This window comes from Beijerinckia sp. L45 (assembly GCF_009765775.1).
In the GTDB taxonomy this organism is placed as follows: Bacteria; Pseudomonadota; Alphaproteobacteria; order Rhizobiales; family Beijerinckiaceae; genus RH-AL1.
Map to the genome: position 1 here is coordinate 1 of NZ_LMUU01000168.1, position 17,649 is coordinate 17,649.

Annotated in this window: 16 protein-coding genes and 2 pseudogenes; 13 read left to right on the forward strand and 5 right to left on the reverse strand. The window is 64.9% G+C overall.

From position 1 onward, the window contains the following. The first annotated feature begins 61 nt into the window (after window positions 1–61). A complete protein-coding gene (locus GSQ79_RS18075; protein WP_158810069.1) occupies window positions 62–307 on the forward strand; it encodes a type II toxin-antitoxin system Phd/YefM family antitoxin in 246 nt (81 codons plus the stop codon). Then, window positions 304–717, forward strand: coding sequence for a type II toxin-antitoxin system VapC family toxin (locus tag GSQ79_RS18080; protein WP_158810070.1), 414 nt, complete (start codon window positions 304–306; stop codon window positions 715–717). The genes GSQ79_RS18075 and GSQ79_RS18080 overlap by 4 nt, the downstream gene beginning before the upstream one ends. Window positions 718–727: 10 nt before the next feature. On the opposite strand, the gene ptsP is transcribed toward GSQ79_RS18080, so the two are convergent. Beyond that, window positions 728–2,998 (reverse strand): phosphoenolpyruvate--protein phosphotransferase, encoded by a 2,271-nt coding sequence (ptsP, locus tag GSQ79_RS18085; protein ID WP_246725418.1) that lies wholly within the window; start codon window positions 2,996–2,998, stop codon window positions 728–730. 416 nt (window positions 2,999–3,414) lie between these two features. Between ptsP and GSQ79_RS18090 the strand changes: the two genes are divergently transcribed. The 3 genes from GSQ79_RS18090 (at window position 3,415) to GSQ79_RS18100 (ending at window position 5,435) form a co-directional block, all read left to right on the forward strand. After that, window positions 3,415–4,548, forward strand: coding sequence for a hypothetical protein (locus GSQ79_RS18090; RefSeq protein ID WP_158810071.1), 1,134 nt, complete (start codon window positions 3,415–3,417; stop codon window positions 4,546–4,548). Between the two features lie 8 nt (window positions 4,549–4,556). Continuing rightward, a complete protein-coding gene (locus tag GSQ79_RS18095; RefSeq protein WP_158810072.1) occupies window positions 4,557–4,955 on the forward strand; it encodes a hypothetical protein in 399 nt (132 codons plus the stop codon). Between the two features lie 138 nt (window positions 4,956–5,093). Then, the gene (locus GSQ79_RS18100; protein ID WP_158810073.1) at window positions 5,094–5,435 is read left to right on the forward strand and encodes a hypothetical protein; all 342 of its coding nucleotides are present in this window, start codon (window positions 5,094–5,096) and stop codon (window positions 5,433–5,435) included. A gap of 93 nt (window positions 5,436–5,528) precedes the next feature. Here the strand turns inward: GSQ79_RS18100 and GSQ79_RS18105 are convergent, their stop codons facing one another. Both GSQ79_RS18105 and GSQ79_RS18110 read right to left on the reverse strand, forming a co-directional pair. After that, window positions 5,529–7,556 carry a methyl-accepting chemotaxis protein gene (locus GSQ79_RS18105; protein ID WP_158810074.1) on the reverse strand — a complete coding sequence of 676 codons (2,028 nt, stop codon included), beginning with the start codon at window positions 7,554–7,556 and terminating at the stop codon, window positions 5,529–5,531. Between the two features lie 185 nt (window positions 7,557–7,741). Beyond that, the gene (locus tag GSQ79_RS18110; protein ID WP_158810075.1) at window positions 7,742–8,467 is read right to left on the reverse strand and encodes an MgtC/SapB family protein; all 726 of its coding nucleotides are present in this window, start codon (window positions 8,465–8,467) and stop codon (window positions 7,742–7,744) included. A gap of 127 nt (window positions 8,468–8,594) precedes the next feature. Here GSQ79_RS18110 and GSQ79_RS18115 point away from each other — a divergent pair. The 5 genes and pseudogenes from GSQ79_RS18115 to GSQ79_RS18140 all read left to right on the forward strand — a co-directional run bounded on the left by GSQ79_RS18115 (window position 8,595) and on the right by GSQ79_RS18140 (window position 14,240). Continuing rightward, a pseudogene (locus GSQ79_RS18115) lies at window positions 8,595–10,942 on the forward strand (Orn/Lys/Arg decarboxylase N-terminal domain-containing protein). A 118-nt stretch (window positions 10,943–11,060) separates the two neighbouring features. After that, window positions 11,061–11,636, forward strand: a complete 576-nt coding sequence (locus GSQ79_RS18120) for a GNAT family N-acetyltransferase (protein ID WP_158810076.1) — start codon at window positions 11,061–11,063, stop codon at window positions 11,634–11,636. A gap of 58 nt (window positions 11,637–11,694) precedes the next feature. Beyond that, window positions 11,695–13,302: pseudogene (locus tag GSQ79_RS18130) on the forward strand (carboxylesterase/lipase family protein). 10 nt (window positions 13,303–13,312) lie between these two features. Further along, complete coding sequence (locus tag GSQ79_RS18135; protein ID WP_158810078.1) at window positions 13,313–13,756, forward strand: hypothetical protein; 444 nt, start codon at window positions 13,313–13,315, stop codon at window positions 13,754–13,756. A gap of 265 nt (window positions 13,757–14,021) precedes the next feature. Further along, entirely contained in the window at window positions 14,022–14,240 is a 219-nt protein-coding gene (locus GSQ79_RS18140) for a hypothetical protein (protein ID WP_158810079.1), read from the forward strand. Window positions 14,241–14,456: 216 nt separating this feature from the next. Here GSQ79_RS18140 and GSQ79_RS18145 read toward each other — a convergent pair whose 3' ends face one another. Both GSQ79_RS18145 and GSQ79_RS18150 read right to left on the reverse strand, forming a co-directional pair. After that, the gene (locus tag GSQ79_RS18145; protein ID WP_158810080.1) at window positions 14,457–15,359 is read right to left on the reverse strand and encodes a LysR family transcriptional regulator; all 903 of its coding nucleotides are present in this window, start codon (window positions 15,357–15,359) and stop codon (window positions 14,457–14,459) included. Window positions 15,360–15,403: 44 nt separating this feature from the next. Then, complete coding sequence (locus GSQ79_RS18150; RefSeq protein WP_158810081.1) at window positions 15,404–15,805, reverse strand: helix-turn-helix domain-containing protein; 402 nt, start codon at window positions 15,803–15,805, stop codon at window positions 15,404–15,406. Between the two features lie 107 nt (window positions 15,806–15,912). Between GSQ79_RS18150 and GSQ79_RS18155 the strand changes: the two genes are divergently transcribed. From GSQ79_RS18155 to GSQ79_RS18165, 3 genes are all read left to right on the forward strand, one after another. Then, window positions 15,913–16,794: an SDR family oxidoreductase gene (locus tag GSQ79_RS18155; protein WP_158810082.1), complete on the forward strand. Its 882-nt coding sequence runs from the start codon at window positions 15,913–15,915 to the stop codon at window positions 16,792–16,794. 170 nt (window positions 16,795–16,964) lie between these two features. Next, the gene (locus GSQ79_RS18160) at window positions 16,965–17,393 is read left to right on the forward strand and encodes an Hsp20 family protein (RefSeq protein WP_158810083.1); all 429 of its coding nucleotides are present in this window, start codon (window positions 16,965–16,967) and stop codon (window positions 17,391–17,393) included. A gap of 51 nt (window positions 17,394–17,444) precedes the next feature. Continuing rightward, window positions 17,445–17,649, forward strand: a 205-nt coding sequence (locus GSQ79_RS18165; protein WP_158810084.1) for a DUF1150 family protein, incomplete at its 3' end; no start/stop codon positions are given.

Genomic DNA, 17,649 nt, shown 5'->3' on the forward strand with positions numbered 1-17,649 from the left:
GTCGAGAAGGGCGTCATCTCATATCGACCAGTCGAAAACGACCGGTCGATATGAGGCGGCGATGCGTGAGATTCGGGCCTCGGACGCCAAAGCCCACCTCCCGAGTCTGCTCGATGCAGTTGAGCGTGGCGAGACCGTCATCATCACGCGCCACGGCAGGCCTGTCGCGCGCCTGGTTCCCGACGCCGATCGCCGCCAGGTCGAGCGCGACCGAACGCATGAGGCCGTCCTCGCCCTGCGGAAAACAATGCCTTCGCTGTCGCTAGACGACATCCTGTCTGCGCGTCACGAGGGTCATAAATATTGACGGCCTTCGTCGTCGACGCGTCTATCGCGGCCTGCTGGCTCTTGCCCGACGAACGCCATCCGGTCGCCGAGGCCGCTTACGACCTGATCCGCACCACGTCTGCCGTTGCGCCGAGCCTGTGGTGGTTCGAACTTCGCAACATGTTCGTCATCAACGAGCGGCGCGGGCGTATCGACATTCAGAAGACGACCGAGGCGTTGCGCGTTCTCAAGGCACTTCCTGTCACTATCGATATGGACAGCGAGGAAGATGTTCTGATGCGGCTGGCTCGCTATCACCGCCTGACGGCCTATGACGCCGCCTATCTCGAATTGGCGTGCAGACGAAGACTTCCACTGGCGACCCTCGATGCGGCACTTATCAAGGCGGCGCGGGCCGAGGCCGTGCCTCTTGTTGGGGCGCGTGTTTAGCCTGAACCCCTCAGCCCAGCGGGATCCCCTGCTGCTCGGCGAACGCCCGGATTGGCTCGCGCAGCGAGTGGCCGCCGTCGATGCGCTCGACCAAGTCCATCACGAAGCGCTCCATCTCGCCGAGGTCGGTGGCCAGGATCGCCGCCTTCACCGGGCCGATCGAGGCCGGCGACATGGAGAGGCCGCGGAAGCCGAGCGCGATCAGCACGATCGCCTCGAGTGGCTTGCCGCCCATCTCGCCGCACAGCGTCAGCGGCGTGTTCGCCGCCTTGGTCTTGTCCGCGATGAGTTTTAGCGCCCGCAGCGCCGGCGGCGACAGCGTGTCGAAGCGGCTGGCGACGCGGAGGTTGTCGCGGTCGGCAGCGAAGAGATACTGCAGCAGGTCGTTCGACCCGACCGAGACGAAGTCCACCTGGGCGCAGATCTCGTCGAGTTGCCACAGCAGCGAGGGCACCTCCAGCATGATGCCGAGCTTGAGGTCGGCCGGCAGGGCGTGGCCGTAGCGCATGAGGTAGGCGAGTTCCTGCTCCACCACCGCCTTGGCGGCCGTGAATTCCTCGATGGTCGAGACCATCGGGAACATGATGCGCAGTTCGCGCCCGCCGCCGGCGCGTAGCATCGCCCGCAGCTGGGAGCGCAGCAGGGCAGGCCGGTCGAGGCCGATGCGGATCGCCCGCCAGCCGAGCGCCGGGTTCTCCTCCTCGACCTTGTCCATGTAGGGCAAAACCTTGTCCGAGCCGATGTCGAGCGTGCGGAAGGTCACGGGGTGGTTGGGCACCGCCTCGAGGATCGAGCGGTAGAGAATCTCCTGCTCGCGCATGCGGGGAAAGCGATGCGCCACCATGAACTGGATTTCGGTCCGAAACAGCCCGATCGAGACGGCGCCGGTCTCCTCCATGTGCTGCAGGTCGACCACTAGGCCGGCATTCATATGGAGGTCGATCATCACCCCGTCGCGCGTCCGGCACGGCACGTCGCGAAGCTTGCGATATTGCTCCTGGCGGCGGGCGCGTAGCCGCGCCTTCTCGGCGTAAGAATTTTCCACGTCCGGGGTCGGGCGGACATAGACGTCGCCGGTCGAGCCGTCGACGATCAGCGAATCTCCTTGTTCGGCAAGGTTGATGATGTTGCCGACATTGCCCACGGCGGGGATGCCGAGCGAGCGGGCGACGATTGCGACATGGCTCAGCGCCCCGCCGTCCTCGAGCACCAGGCCACGCAGTTTCGAGCGGTCGTAGTCGAGCAGCGCCGCCGGGCCCATCGTGCGGGCGACGATGATCGCATTGTCCGGCAGGCTGGCGTGGTCGCCGACGAAACTCTGGCCGACGAGCTCGTGCAGCAGGCGGTTGGCGAGGTCGTCGAGGTCGTGCAGCCGCTCGCGCAGATAAGGGTCCGTCTGCCGCTGCATTTTGGCGCGTGCATCGTTTTGCACGCGCTCGACGGCGGCCTCGGCCGTCAGGCCTGTGTTGACGGCTTCGCGCAGCCGCCGCAGCCAGCCCTGGTCGTGGGCGATCAGCCGGAAGGTTTCGAGAATGTCGCGCGTCTCGCCGTGGCCGGTGTCGCCCTGATCCACGAGCTTGTCGATCGAGGCGCGCATCGCGTGGATCGCCACCTCGAGCCGCTCCAGCTCCAGCTTGGTGTCCTCGGCGACGATCTGCTTGATGATGATGCGCGGCTCGTGGAGCACGGCGTGGCCGAGCCCGATGCCGTCGGTGATCGGCGTGCCGGTCAGCGACAGCGGCCGCCGCGTGGCGAAGTCGTCCGCCGAGGCGGCGAGCGACTGCAGCTCGCCGGAGGCGATCATCTCGGCGAGCAGCATCGCCGTGGTCTGCAGAACCTCGACTTCCTCGTCGTTATAGAGCCGGCGCGCCTTGTTCTGCACCACCAGCACGCCGAGCGTGTTGCCGCCGCGCAGGATCGGCACGCCGAGGAACGAGGAATAGATCTCTTCGCCCGTCTCCGGCCGGTAGGAGAAGGAGGGGTGCTGCTGGGCGTCGGCCAGCGCCAGCGACTCTGCCGTCTGCGCGATCAGGCCGACGAGGCCTTCGTCGGCGCGCATCGTCGTGAGATGCACGGCCTCGCGGTTCAGACCTTCGGTCGCATAGAGCTCGAGCAGGGTGTCGGCGCGCAGCACGTAGACCGAACACACTTCCGCGACCATGTTGGCGGCGATGTGAACGACGATGCGGTCCAGGCGTGTTTGTGCGCTGACCGGCTCCGCCATGACTTCGCGGAGCCGGCGCAGGAGCAGACGTGGTCCGCCGTGAGCGCCATGCTGCATGGCTCTATCCTGTCGTCACAAGCCGGAGCGGAGCGCAAGGGTCGGTCCCCGGCGCAGGGCCGGCGCGTCACAGGGTCTGAGCCGCATCCGCCATTCCATTCCGCCCGTATACAGGCTCGAAAGTCGGCGCGGCAAGCCCGCCCGTGGATGGGGGGCCGGACAAGCGACTGCCCTGACGGAAGTATGAGCAGGGATGATGAAAAGGGGGGCGGGGGACGGCGGTTTGGCGGCACGGGTGGGGCGGGAGGAATGGGCGTTGAATTCAGACTTCCAACAGCGACCTGACACGGACGTCAGAAACCTCCCGAATACACACGCTCTGCACCCTGCGGATGTATTTTGTCGTACCAACACGTCGTCTTGACTTCTCGTTCCTTCTTTGTTCCTATGATTATGAATCTCGGTTGGAGGATTCCGTGACGCATTCATCGAAAAGCGCCAACAACGAATTTGCTTTGTCGCCGGCTGGCGATCCGCTCGGCGTGAGTTGCGATGCGCACGGGCCGAGCCTCGGTCCGATCCGCCTTCTGACGAAAACGGCCGGCGGGTTTGCCCCACGGTCGTCGAATGAGCTCGGGCAGATTTTGAGCTCCACTTTCGGGCCCGCCTTGACCTACGAGCGCCTCATGCCAGGCCTCATCGCGGTGGGCCGCGCCCTGGATGCCGGCGACATGGTGCGGGCGATCTTCGCCACGCAATTCATGCGACTGCCCGACCTGACAGAGGCGCAGGCGCAACGTGCGATTACCGCCGAGCGTCTGGTCAAGGCGGCGGCTGATGACGATGATCATCCAGGTTATCCCGCCGGTGAACCCGGCGGCAAGGGTGGCCAGTTCCGGCCCAAGGATGACCCGCCGGGCGGCGATGGCGGTCCGATCCGTTCAGCAGAATCCGGCAACCGCATCGCAGTGAACGAGGAGGCTACCGCAGAAACGCAAAAGAGTACGGCGACCAGAAACCCAGCGGTGCGACGGGCGCTTGGAAGCGTAGCGCGGCGCGTGGCCCAAGTGATTTTTGAGAAGTTTTTCGCGCCGAGCCGCCTTGGCCGTTTCCTGGCAGAGTTAGGATCTAATTTTATTCCTGGCCTCGACGTCATTGGTGATGCGATGCTTGTCAAAGACGTCGCCGATGTCGTCGAAGCCGTCCAGCAAGCCGTCAGCGAAGGCGAAACCGCCGCTGAATTTGTGGAGTCCGCGCCAACGCTGACATCGGTTCGTGTGAGCGAGACGAACGAGCAGTTCGCGTCATATGAAAGGTTCACAAAAGAACATTTGGTGAAGCGTTTCGGACGAGCTGGCGACGGGTACGAATATCATCATATCGTCGAGCAAAACAAGGCCAACGCTGCGCAGTTCACGCCGGAGCAAATACATTCGACGGATAATATTGTGCGCATCCCGACGTCCATCCACCGCGAGATCAGCCGAGAGTATTCAAGCAAGATCGGGCCGAATGGGCCGGTTCTTCGGTTCTATCTCCGCAACAAATCATTCCGTGAGCAGCATAAGCGCGGTGTAAAAACGCTCAATCGCCATGGATTGAAGCCATAAGAGGTGACATGAAAACGGAATGGGACGACGCGACGCTTGAACAGTGGCTCGATCAATTCAAAAAGGCAGCAATACTGTTCCATCGTGGTCAGTATCTTGCTGTCAAAGCGATCGAGAAGGCCGGCGCTGACGCCTGCAACGCACTGATTCGCGAAATTATTGCTGGTCATGTCAGAGGACGCGACGTGCTCCTCCCGCTCCTCCATGACAAGGAGCCCTACGTCCAAGTATCGGCGGCGCAATATCTGGTCACGGAACATCCCGAGATCGTAGTTCCGATCCTCGAATATCTTCAGGAACACGATACGACCGGCGCGGACTTCACAGCACAGTGTACGTTATGGCTCCATGAGGATGGTTGGTATCTGAGCGAAGCCGGACAAAAGGCTTTAGCGGGTGACTGTTAGGACAACTTGCCCTCGCCGCCCTCGAAACGACCATGCGCAAATGGTCTTGTTTCGGCACCCATTAGTGACGCAGATCCTCGATCCCATAGCGTGCGGGGCACACCGACGTGATAAACGTGCAGACCTCGGTAATTGTGGGTGAAGATGATGCTGGCGGCTGATTTTCCTGATCTAAGCGCGGTGCAGGAGCGCCTCGCGGTGGCGCTGCTCCACGCGCCGCGGCCCTTGTCGCCGCGGGACGGCTACGACCGCCTGGCCGACGACTTCGACCTTACGCGCGACCAGTTGCGCCGGGAGAACGAGGCGGGCGAGAAGGTGTGGCACATCCTCGTCCGCGCCGCCTATAAGAGCCTGAAGGACCTGAAATACGCCCCGCCGCCGCCGCCGTTCGGGAAATGGCGCTTGAACGAGGCGGGTCGGGCCTACGCTGAGAAGGTGGAAAAGCATTTTTCCGCGCCCGCTGGGAGCTCGGATCTGTAACGCGCAAGCCGACGGCACGCGCCGCCTTCAGGCCGTCGCCTCCCCCAATACCGCCGCGGAACGCCAGCGGCGGCGCATCAGCACGCAAGCCTGCTAGGCCACGAGCCTCGGCTTGTAAGCCACGTCTCCAGCCGGCACAGCCACCCCGCGGACGTCCCCAACCCCAATCTTAAAGCTCCCCACCAGCGTCGCGAGCTGTTCCGTTTCGCTGCTCAGCGAATGCGCCGCGGCCGTCGTCTCCTCGACCATTTCGGTATTTTGCTGCGTGGCCCTGTCCATCTGGCCGATGGCGGCATTGATGTCCTGCAGGCGCTCGGCCTGGGCGGATGCGCTGGCGGCGATGCCGGTCATCGCATCGTTCATCGCCCCGACCTGCCCGACGATGCGCTCCAGCGCCGCGCCGGTCTCCATGACGAGCGCCGCGCCGTGGCTGACCTGCTTCGTCGAGGCCGAGATCAGCGCCCGGATCTGCTTGGCCGCTTGCGCCGAGCGCTTCGCCAGGCTTCGCACCTCGGCCGCGACGACGGCGAAGCCGCGGCCGGAGTGGCCGGCGCGCGCGGCCTCGATGCCGGCGTTGAGCGCGAGAAGGTTGGTCTGCGAGGCGATCTCGTCCATCACCGCGATGATTTCGCCGATCTCCTTGGACGAGTGTTCGATTGCGGTCATCGCCACGATGGCGTCGCGCACCACGCCCTCGCTGAGTTCGGCGCCGGCCTTGGCCGCCGATACGGTGTTGCGGATGAGGCTGGCGTCTTCGGCCGAGCGCTTGATCGTCGCCGTCACCTGGTTCAGCGCCGCCGCGGATTCTTCCAACGTCGAGGCTTGGCGCTCGGTGCGTCGCGCGAGATCGGCCGTCGCCGCTGCGATCTCCGTCGTGCCGGAGCGGATCGCCTGGGTGCTGTTGGCGATCGTCACCATGCTGTTGCGCAAAGTCATCGCCGTCGCGTTGAGATCGACGCGGATTTTTTCGAATTCCGGCGGAAACTGCTGGCTCACCGTCGAGGTCAGATCGCCATGCGCAAGTCGCTCGAGCGCCTTGGCGACGGCGCTGACGACCAGCGCCTGTTCGGTCGCCAGCGCCTTCTCGGTCTTCAGTTTCTTGCGTTCGATGACGCTGTCGCGGAAGGCGGCCAGCGTCTTGGCGATCCGCCCGGTCTCGTTGCGATCCGACAGGTAGGGGATTTCCGCCGGCACGTCGTCGACGATCAGCCGATCCATGACGGCCACGAGGCGCGACACCCGCTTCGACAGGCCGAGGGAGATGGTGCGGGACAGCCAGGCGGCGATCAGCAGCGACACGCCCGCGACGATCAGGCTGATCACCAGTTTGCGATAGAACCCGTGCATGCGGACTTGCAGCAGGCGGGCGAGCTCGGTGTTCGTCGCTGCCCAGGTCGCGTCGACCTGTTTCAACAGCGCGGCCTGCGCGATGCCGAGGTCATCGGCGTTGCCGCCGTCGAGAAGCGCGCGACCCTGCGCGGAGAGTTTTCCCGCGGCGACCTTCAGGTCCGTCGTGAGCCGCGACAGCGCCTGCCCGGTGAGGCCAGCCGCATTGTTCTTCATCGCGGCATTGAGCGAGGCATCGGCGTCGCCGGCGCTGATTTCGAGGCGATTGACTGCAAACGCGATGTGGACGACACGCGATGCCGCGCTGGCCGGCTCCGCCGCCGCGTTGCCGAGCGCGACGGCCGCGGTCACGATTCCGGGCAGGCGGACCGTAGCCGCATCCATCGCATAAAAACTGTCGAGATCGGGATCGAGCGTCAGGTTGGAGCCGTCGGCCACCGCGCCGATAAGCGCCTTGCCCGCGTCGAGTTTGTCGCTCAGACCGGTGGCTTGGGTATAGGCTTGCGCGGCGGTCTGAGCGCTGAATTCCGCGTCGTAATCCGCCTGCGTGGCGGATGACCCCGCCGTCGACCCGTGTTGCGCGAAGCCCATGAACGCTGCCCAGAGCCCGGACAGGTAGACGGTGCCTTCGAACTCCTTCTGGGCGAAAGAAATGTCGAGCGACGACTGCTGAACGTAGAGCCCGGTGAGCAGGACATCGGGGACCGTCGAGACGATGACCATCAGCCAGAGTCGGGCCGCGATCGAAAGCCGCGCGTTGATAAACCTGACCATCGTGACGCCCGAACCATCATGCGCCCTGTCAAAGCGCCCCAACGGGAGCATAGGCACGTGGTTTTCAGAAATGGTTAACACCCTGAATTTATAGGGAAATTGTATAAAAGTTACGCAATCTGCTCGATTCTATTTCAGCGGCGCGTCTAGACGACTTCACCGGTTTGCTCAGACGGGCGCGAAGGCTAGGCTGTCGTTTCCACCGACCACGTCGCGGAATGCACCAGCGGCGACCGTTCCAGCGCCATCACCACGGCATCGAGTTCCTTTTCCGCGGCGCTGGTGGGCACCAAAATCGCCGCAAGCTCGACCTGATCCTCGGTGTCCGACAGCGTTTCCACGCTGCGCACGGGTAGGGCGGCGGCATCCAGCTTCTCGTCGAGCAGATCGCGCACGTCGGACACGTGTTCCGGGCTGCAGATCGCGTGGACGCGGTATTCCGCTTCCGTGACCTCGGGCGTGATCGGGCGGCGGTTGACCCAGTTCACCAGCGGCCGCAGCAGCGTGTTCCCGGCAAGCACGAAGACGGCGAGCGTCGTGGCCTCGGCCGGCATGTCGCTGCCGGCAAAGGTGCCGACCGCCGCCGAGCACCACAACGTCGCCGCCGTGTTGAGGCCGCGGATGTTGGCGCCGTCCTTCAGGATCACGCCGGCGCCCAAAAAGCCGATACCGGAGACGACATAGGCGATGATCCGCGTCGCGCCCTCGACGCCGAGCAGGCGCATGCCGAGGTCCGAAAATGCCGCGGCGCCCACCGCCACCAGCACGTTGGTGCGCAGGCCAGCGTTGCGCTGCCGCCATTGCCGCTCGAAGCCGATTGCCGTGCCGAGGATGAAGGCCGTCGTCAGCGCCAGCAGCGTGTGGGCGAACGGGCTCGCGGCGAAGCGGGCAAGGGCGTCTTGAACGAACATGCAGTCACTCGATGGCAGGCCTCGCCCCATGCGCCACAGGCGCGAGGCCGTCAACAGGACGATGGCGCTGTCATCGAACCGTCATCCAATCCCGCGACTAAGCAGCCCAACACGGAGCGGCTAAATCATGGATTTCTTCAGGCGGTTCACCTTTCTGATCTGCGCGCCGGGTTTTGACGCCGACGACCTCGAGGGGATGCGGCTGCAGCAGATCATCGCCGCCGTCGAGGACGACGGCTTCCAGGTGGTCAAGGCCAGGCGCACCGAGGATGCCGAGATGGCGGTGCAGACCGATGCCGCCATCGGCTGCATGGTCGTCGACTGGGGCAAGCGAGGGCTCGAGGGCAAAACCGCGGCGTTGATCAACCTGATGCGCCGGCGCGGTCTCGATATGCCGATCGTCATATTGGTGCGGCGCAAGCGCTTCGAGGATATTCCCGTCGAAGTGCTCGACTTCATCGACGGCTATATCTTTCTGGCCGAAGAGACGCCGGAGTTCATCGCCCGCAACCTCATCAGCCGGCTCAAGCAATATGCCAGCACGCTGAAAACGCCGTTCTTCGGCGCCCTGGTGGACTATGCCGAGGAGGGTAACCAGCTCTGGACCTGCCCCGGCCACAACGGCGGCATTTTCTACAGCCGCAGCCCGATCGGCCGCATCTTCGTCGAGCATCTCGGCGAGGCGGTGTTCCGCGACGATCTCGACAATTCGGTGCTCGAACTCGGCGACCTGCTGACCCACGAGGGCCCGGCTCTGAAGGCGCAGAAGGAAGCCGCCGTCATCTTCGGCGCGGAAAAAACCTATTTCGTGCTCAACGGCACCTCGTCGTCCAACAAGGTCGTGCTCGGCGCGCTGGTCGCCGAGGGTGATCTCGTGCTGTTCGATCGCAACAACCACAAGGCGGCGCATCATGGCGCGCTGCTGATCAACGGCGGCACGCCGATCTTTCTCGAGACCGACCGCAACGCCCACGGGCTCATAGGCCCGATCTACGCCGAAGCCCTGGACGAGACGGCGATCCGCGAAAAGATCCGCAGCAATTCCCACGTCACCGATCCCGAGGCGTGGCGGAAGCCGCGGCCGTTCCGCGTGGCCGTGATCGAGCAGTGCACCTACGACGGCACCATCCACAACGCCGAGATGATTTTCGCCGCCATCGGCCACCTCTGCGAATATATTTTGTTCGACGAGGCCTGGGCGGGATTCATGAAGTTCCACCCGCTCTACGCCGGGCGCTTTGCCATGGGCCTCAAGAATCTGCACACCGACGCGCCGGGCATCATCGCGACGCAGTCGACGCACAAGCAGCTCGCGAGCTTTTCCCAGGCCTCGCAGATCCACGTCCGCGACCGCCACATCAAGGAGCAGCGTCGCCGCGTCGAACACCGCCGCTTCAACGAAAGCTTTATGCAACACGCCTCGACCTCGCCCTTCTACCCCATCTTCGCCTCGCTCGACGTCGGCGCGCAGATGATGAAGGGCCGCTCCGGCATGATTTTGTGGGACGACACGATCCGCCTCGGCATCGAGGTCCGCAAGAAACTTCGCGCCATCCGCCACGAATACGAGATGAAGGAGAGCGATCCCGCGCGGCGCTGGTTCTTCGAGCCCTTCGTGCCGGACGTCGTCACCGTCTCCAGCCCCAACAATATTTCCCGCGAGGTGCCGTGGGAGAGCCTGCCGACGGACGATCTCGCCAGCGATCCGCGCTACTGGGCGCTGGCGCCGGGCGCATCGTGGCACGGCTTCACCCATGTCACCGCGGGCTTCGCGATGACCGACCCCAACAAGCTGACGCTGCTCACTCCGGGTTTTTCGCGCGACGGCACTTATGCCGAGCACGGCATCCCTGCGCCCGTGGTGGCGCAATACCTGCGCGAAAACCGCGTCGTGCCGGAAAAGAACGACCTCAACTCGCTGCTCTTCCTGCGACGCCGGGCGTCGAGTCGAGCAAGGCCGGCACGTTGCTCAGCGCGCTCGCCGCCTTCAAGCGGCTGCACGACGAGAACGCCCCGCTCGACGAGGTGATGCCGGAGTTCGTGGCGAAGCGACCGCGACGCTATGCCGGCATGCGGCTGCGTGATCTCTGCGCCAGCATGCACGCCTTCTACCGCGAGGCTGGCGTCAGCACGCTGCAGCGCCAGCAGTTCGCGCCGGAGCACCTGCCCGACATGGCGATGAAGCCTTATGAAGCCGCGCGCCACCTCGTGCGCAACACGGTGGATTATCTGCCGCTCGACGAGGTCGCCGGGCGCGTCGCCACCACGCTGTGGGTTGTGTATCCCCCGGGCATCGCCACCATCGTGCCTGGCGAGCGGCTGGGGCCACGGGCGCAGCCGATGCTGCAATATCTGAAAATGTTCGAGCGCAGCGCCAACAAGTTCCCCGGCTTCGAGGCCGAGGTGCAGGGGCTGTATCGCGAAGTCGAGCCTGACGGATCGATCCGGTTCTACACTTATGTGGCGCAGGAATAGCGCGTCTTACTTTCCGTCATGGCCGGGCTTGTCCCGGCCATCCACGCCGTGACATGGCGGTTATCATCTTAAAAAGACCCGCAGCGGCCCGGCGTGGATGCCCGGCACGAGGCCGGGCATGACGGAACACTTGAGCATGACCCACGATACACCGATCCTCGTCCGCGCCTCGCTTGATGCCGACGTCACCGCGATGCTGGAAATCTACCGCCACCACATCTGCCACGGCGTCGGCGACCTCGGCGCCTACCAGCCCACGCCGTTCGAGGAAGACGACCTCAAGGCGCGGCGCAAAAGCATGAAGAAGCACAAGCTGCCGCATGTCGTCGCCGAAATCGACGGGCTTGTGGCGGGCTACGCCTACGCCGTGCCGTTCCGCAAGCGCCCGGCGTATCGGTTTACCGTCAAACATTCGATCTACGTGCATCCCGACCGCCTGCACATCGGCGTCGGCCGCGCGCTGCTGCCCGCCTTGATCGACGCCTGCGCCGCGGCAGGCTTCCGCCAGATGATCGGCTACATCGACAGCACCAATGCGACGTCGCTGAAGCTGCACGAAAGCTGCGGCTTTCGCCAGGTGGGGTACCTGCCGGCCGTGGCGTTGCGGTTTGGCGCGTGGGCGGACACGGTGATGGTTCAGCGCGGGATTGGGGATGCGGACGCGCCGGTCGTGAGAACGATCGGCGCCGGTTGACACCGCGGCACCCGTCCCGCAGGTGCGGCCCAACAAACAACCTGCGGGAGTGAACAGCATGGCCCTTCTCATCAGCCGACGGACGGCCGTGCTCGGCGCTGCCACTCTCGTTGCGGCGAGCGGCGTGCGCGCCCAGAACCTCGCAGCAAACACCGTCGAGACCGCAAGCGGCACCCTGCGCGGTGTACGGGCCGACGGCGTCAGCAGTTTTAAGGGCGTGCCCTATGCCGCCACGACGGCGGGCGCGAACCGCTTCTGCCCGCCGGTGGCGGCGGAGGCCTGGGCGGGCGTCCGCGAGGCCGCATCGTTCGGCGCGTCCGCCCCGCAGCTGCCGGCGTCCGGCGATCCGCTCGGCGCCTGGTATGGCGCGCTGCAGCCGCTGTCCGAAGATTGCCTATTCCTCAACGTCTGGACGCCGGACACGGCGGGCAAGCAGCCGGTGATGGTGTGGCTGCACGGGGGCGCTTAAGCGAGCTGCGCCGGCACCGCGCCGGGCTTCGACGGCACCGGGCTCGCCCGCGACGGCGATGTCGTGGTCGTGACGCTCAATCATCGCCTCAACCTGTTCGGCGCGCTCAAGCTGGACGACAGCGACGCACGCTTCGCCCAGTCCGGCAATGTCGGCGTGCTGGACATGGTGGCGGCGCTGCGCTGGGTGCGCGCGAATATCGCGGCGTTCGGCGGCGACGCGAGCAACGTCACGATCTTCGGGCAATCCGGCGGCGCCGCCAAGGTAAGCGCGCTGCTCGCCTGTCCCGCCGCGCGCGGCCTGTTCCACAAGGCGATCGCGCAAAGCTGTTCTGGCAGCCTGCGCCTCACCTCGCAGGACGAGGCCGCGGCTTTGGCCCACGGCCTCGCCAAGACGTTGGGGATCGAGCGGCCGACGGGCGCAGCGCTGCAGGCGGTGCCGATGGACAAGCTGATCGCAGCGACAAAGGGCCTGCCGCCGGTGTTTCGTCCCGTGCGCGATGGGATCACGCTTGCAGCCAACCCATTCGATCCCGCGGCGCCCGCCGAGGCCGCGACCATTCCCGTGCTGATCGGCAACGCCGCCACCGAGACCACGCTTTACATGGCCGTCGACATGGCGAACTTTTCGCTGGACCTTGCCGAGGTGCAGCGCCGGCTCACGCGCTTCCTGCGCATCGACGCCGCGGCCACGGCACGGATCGTCGACGCCTATCGCACCGCCATGCCCGCGGCGATGCCGAGCACGATCCTCGCCGCCGTCACGACGGACTACACCTATCGCCGCAACACGACGCAGGAGGCCGCGCTGCAGGCCGCCACGGCGCAGGCGCCGGTCTACGCCTACGTGTTCGACTGGCGGACGCCGGTGCGCGGCGGCGTGCTGCAATCCCCGCACACGTCGGAAGTCCCGTTCGTGTTCGGCACCGCCGCCGCCGCGCAGGCGCTGGTCGGCACCGGCCCGGACATCGCCCCGCTCACACAGACGATGATCGCCACCTGGTCCGCCTTCGCGCATACCGGCAGCCCGGCGAATGCGACGCTGCCGGCCTGGCCGCGGTATGATGGGGCGCGGAGCACGATGCTGCTGTCGCGCGAGAGCAGGGTGGCAAGCGATCCGGACGGGGTCAGGCGCGCGGCGCTGGAGGGCGTGCCGGCGTATGAGTATGATGTGCCGGTAAATTATCAGCGTGGGTGAGGGGGCGTTCATGTGGCGGTTTTTGAAATGTCTGGCGATGATGATGATGGCGATCGTGCCCGCGCATGCTGATGAATGTAAGCAGCCGGTCTATCGAGGTGTCGGCGACAGCACCGTGCTCCGCTTCCTGGGCACCAATGAATTAGAAGGCGGTGAGCGCGGCGTCATCGAGACCGTCAAGCCACACTACGTCTTCAAATTCACGACCACTTTCAGCAACGGGTTCTCCAGAGAATCTTTATTGCTCCAGGTTCTTCCCAAGGGCGAGACGATAGACTCCGTGGTGATGCGCAAACAAGCCGACTTCACCGCCGGGGAGGGCTCGACGGCATACATGATCACGCCTGATCTACCTGTGAACTTCTACTACGCAACCAATGGCCAAGGCTCTGAAGCCCTTCATAAGGTTTTCTTGCCTGACACCTGGAAACGGATCAGCTGCGGCGGGCATTGAAGGCTGCGTTTCGGCTTGTGGGGCAGCTGGTGAGGTGGCCTCAAACAGGTGCTAGCATCCCGCAGATATTTTAAAATCAACTAAAACTATGATTCGCATGCCGGAATTATTCAATAGAAAATAACCGCAGAGTATCAACGCAGTCGAATCAGTGGTTTTGGTTCTCTCTGAAGCCGGCTTAGCAATAGGCCGTACAACTAACAATGTTCTGCTGGACTTAAGGCTTTGCGCGCGCTGGGCTATCTGAAATAGGGAGTAGTACAAAATGGCGCCAGAGCTTGACGATCGGAAAATCTGCGCTCTAGTTGTTCGCTTCAGGGCTGCTGCAATGCGATGGCGCCTTTGTAATGAACTCTATCTCGGGGATGATAAAGATAAGGCACGTAGTACGTTCGAAGCGACCGTTCAGGAACTCGACAGTTTTACATCAGAAGGTCGAGCGGCTCTTATTCCGCTTTTAAAGGATGATGACAAAGGCGTCTAAGTCATTGCAGCATCGCAGCTGATCGACACCAAACCGGGGATCGCTTTGCCCGTTCTTCGAGACAAAGCGTCCTGCGACGCAGGCGCAAGGTTTACAGCGGCCATGGTCCTGTTGGAATACGATCTTGAGCAGCACGATCTTCATTCGGCGACTAAAGCAGTATGACATATCGCTTTTAGATGGACCCGTATTTCTCGGTTTCGCAAGCGACGCCGCTTACCGGTTTCTCTTCCGCCACTCCCCCACAAACCCAACAAACGCCGCCAGCGCCGCCGGCGGCTGCCGCCGGCTCGGGTAATACAAGAACGGCCCCGGGAACGGCTGGCACCAGTCCGCCAGCACCGGCACCAGCGTGCCCGCCGCGATAGCCTCCGCCACGTAGCCCTCGAAGGTGATGATAAGCCCGAGGCCGTCCCGCGCGGCGCGCAACAGCGCGGCGGGATCGTTTGAGGTCAAAGGGCAGGGCGGGGTGACCTGCACGCTGTGGCCGTCCTTCTCGAACGCCCACGCCTGCACCGAGCGATTGGGGAAGCGGATCGACAGGCACGTGTGCTGCAGCAGGTCGCCGGGCACGGCAGGCTTCGGGTTTTTGGCGAAATAGGCCGGCGACCCGGCGACGACGTAGCGCTCCATCCCGCCGAGCGGCACCGCGATCATGTCCTGCGCCAGATCCTCGCCCCAGCGCACGCCGGCATCATATTCGGCCCCGACGATGTCGATCAGGCTCGTCTCCGCCACGATGTCGAGTTCGATCGCGGGATAGCGGGCGCAAAACGCCGCCAGCATCGGCGCCAGCGTCAGGTGCACGGCGGGCGCCGGCGCGTTGATGCGCAGCCGGCCCGAGGGCACGGCGCTGGCGCGACGCAGATCGGTCACCGCATCCGCCACGCCCTGCAGCGCCGGCCCGAGCTGCGCGAGAAAGCGGGCGCCGGCTTCGGTCGGCGCGACGCTGCGGGTGGTGCGGTTAAGCAGCCGGACACCGAGGCTTGTCTCGAGATCGCGCAGCCGCTGGCTGACGCCCGATACCGAGACGCCAAGTTCGCGCGCAGCGCGGCGAAAGCTGCGGTGCCGCGCCACGCTCATCAGGGCGGCGAGATCGCGAAGGTCGAGGTCATCCATTGTTTGAAGTCGTGCACACGGGAGGCGGGATTGTCCAGATCGCGCTAGGCGGCGCGCTGATCGAACACCGCACGCGCCGTGCGGATCTCGGAATGCCGGCTCTCCGCCCAGGCGACGAGGGCCCCGAGCGGGTCGAGCATGGAGTGACCGAGCGGCGTCAGGCGATATTCGACGCTCGGCGGCGTGGTCGGGAAGACATGGCGGCTGACCAGCCCGTCGCGCTCGAGGTCGCGCAGCGTCTGCGTCAGCATGCGCTTGGAAATGTCGGGAATGGCGCGGTGCAGGGCGGCGAACCGATGGTCGCGTGCCGCCAGCGCGACGACGATCAGCGAGGTCCATTTGTCGCCGAGCCTGTCGAGCACGTCGCGCACCGGGCATTGCGACGGCTCGAGCCGCCGCTGCTGCCAACGGTCGAACAGGGCGCCCACGCCTTCGGTGGATGTCATGACGGTTCCTCCGGCGTAACCAGGGCAGCCAAACCTGCCTCCTTCCACGCTGCTCCATTGGTCTCTATGTGAGACCTGGCCTCAAATCCAGGCCTCATGGAGGTTTCATGTCCAATCCCCTCTACGCCGTCACCGGCGCCAGCGGCCAACTCGGCCGTCTCGTCGTCACCGCCTTGGCGCAGCGCGTCGCGCCATCCCAGATCGTCGCTCTCGTCCGCGACCCCACGGCGGCGGAGGATCTCGCCGCGCTTGGCGTCACCCTCCGCGTTGCCGACTACGACCAGCCGGCGACGCTTGATGCCGCCTTTGCCGGCGTCGAAAAAGTGCTGCTGATCTCGTCCAACGCCCTCGGCGCGCGGGCGGCGCAGCACCAGAACGCCATCGATGCCGCCGCGCGCGCGGGTGTCACACTGCTCGCCTACACCAGCGTACTGCGCGCCGACATCTCGCCGCTCGGCCTCGCCGAAGAGCATCGCCAGACCGAGGCCGCAATCAAGGCCTCGGGCCTCCCGTTCGTGCTGCTGCGCAACGGCTGGTACACCGAGAATTATACGGCCTCGGTGCCGGCCGCCGTCGCCCATGGCGCCACCCTCGGCAGCGCCGGGAATGGCCGCATCGCCTCCGCGGCGCGAGTGGATTATGCCGAGGCCGCCGTTGCGGTGCTGCTGTCCGGCACGGCGCAGGCCGGCGAGATCTACGAGTTGGCCGGCGACGACGCCTACACGTTGCCCGATTTCGCAGCCGAGATCGGGCGGCAGGCGGGCAAGACGGTCACCTACAACGACATGCCGGAAGCCGCGTTCAAGGCGGCACTGCGCGGCTTCGGCCTGCCCGAGCCGCTTGCCGGCTTGCTGGCGGATTCCGATGTCGCGGCCTCCAAGGGGGCGCTGGATGACGACGGGCATCAATTGAGCCGTCTGATCGGCCGCGCCACGACGCCGTGGCCGAAGACGATCGCGGCAGCGGTGCAGGCGCTGCCGCCGGCCTGATGCACACGCGGCAAATCTCTTCAACGTCCGTCATGGCGGTGTCTTGAACGGCACAATCCGCGCGCCATATCAAGCTCTGCGCCACGGGTTCTTAAGATCTGCGGCGCAGCGTAAAGGGAGTGCCTCTTCCGAGGGCTCCGCAAGAGACGAAGGCCACAAAGGCTTCGACGATGTCCCGTATCCCGACTTTGAATTCGCCGTTTCTTCTGGGCTTCGACGAGATCGAGCGTGCGCTGGAGCGCGTCACGCGATCGACCTCCGACGGGTATCCGCCCTACAACATAGAGCGGATCGGCCAGAGCGATACCCAAGCGGAGACGCTGCGGATCACCTTGGCCGTTGCCGGCTTCACCCGCGATCAATTGGAGATCGTGGTCGAGGACGGGCAGCTGGTGATCCGGGGCAAGCAGACCGACGACAAGACGCGGGCCTACCTGCATCGCGGCATCGCCGCCCGGCAGTTTCAGCGCGTGTTCCTGCTCGCCGACGGCATGCAAGTCAGCGGCGCCGATCTCGTGAATGGCCTTCTTTCCGTCGATCTGCACCGGCCGGAGCCGCAAAGGCGCGGCAAGGTGATCGACATCACCGTGCGGGACTAATGTCAGCACACCTGCGGGTCGCCCGTCGACCGCATGCCAAGGAGAATGACGATGTTGTATGAAGCCAATTCAAGCAGCCCGGTCTCCGTCTTGACCGATGAGCAGCTCGCGGCGCTGGGCGAGGGTCTTGTCGCCTACGTCAAGCCGATCCGCTCGGAAGATCTGAACGATCTGTTTCCCGGCGCGCCCGCCGTGCAGCCCGGCCTCGAACTGTTCGCGCTGCTCGGCGCCGACGGCAAGCCGCTGATCGTCACGG

What these genes read in the sequence shown, in the direction of transcription:
- GSQ79_RS18075 (WP_158810069.1), top strand. Translation starts at nt 62, where the DNA reads ATGCGTGAGATTCGGGCCTCGGACGCCAAAGCCCACCTCCCGAGTCTG.
- ptsP (WP_246725418.1), bottom strand. Translation starts at nt 2,998, where the DNA reads ATGCAGCATGGCGCTCACGGCGGACCACGTCTGCTCCTGCGCCGGCTC.
- GSQ79_RS18095 (WP_158810072.1), top strand. Translation starts at nt 4,557, where the DNA reads ATGAAAACGGAATGGGACGACGCGACGCTTGAACAGTGGCTCGATCAA.
- GSQ79_RS18105 (WP_158810074.1), bottom strand. Translation starts at nt 7,556, where the DNA reads ATGGTCAGGTTTATCAACGCGCGGCTTTCGATCGCGGCCCGACTCTGG.
- GSQ79_RS18110 (WP_158810075.1), bottom strand. Translation starts at nt 8,467, where the DNA reads ATGTTCGTTCAAGACGCCCTTGCCCGCTTCGCCGCGAGCCCGTTCGCC.
- GSQ79_RS18120 (WP_158810076.1), top strand. Translation starts at nt 11,061, where the DNA reads ATGACGGAACACTTGAGCATGACCCACGATACACCGATCCTCGTCCGC.
- GSQ79_RS18135 (WP_158810078.1), top strand. Translation starts at nt 13,313, where the DNA reads ATGTGGCGGTTTTTGAAATGTCTGGCGATGATGATGATGGCGATCGTG.
- GSQ79_RS18140 (WP_158810079.1), top strand. Translation starts at nt 14,022, where the DNA reads ATGGCGCCAGAGCTTGACGATCGGAAAATCTGCGCTCTAGTTGTTCGC.
- GSQ79_RS18145 (WP_158810080.1), bottom strand. Translation starts at nt 15,359, where the DNA reads ATGGATGACCTCGACCTTCGCGATCTCGCCGCCCTGATGAGCGTGGCG.
- GSQ79_RS18150 (WP_158810081.1), bottom strand. Translation starts at nt 15,805, where the DNA reads ATGACATCCACCGAAGGCGTGGGCGCCCTGTTCGACCGTTGGCAGCAG.
- GSQ79_RS18155 (WP_158810082.1), top strand. Translation starts at nt 15,913, where the DNA reads ATGTCCAATCCCCTCTACGCCGTCACCGGCGCCAGCGGCCAACTCGGC.
- GSQ79_RS18160 (WP_158810083.1), top strand. Translation starts at nt 16,965, where the DNA reads ATGTCCCGTATCCCGACTTTGAATTCGCCGTTTCTTCTGGGCTTCGAC.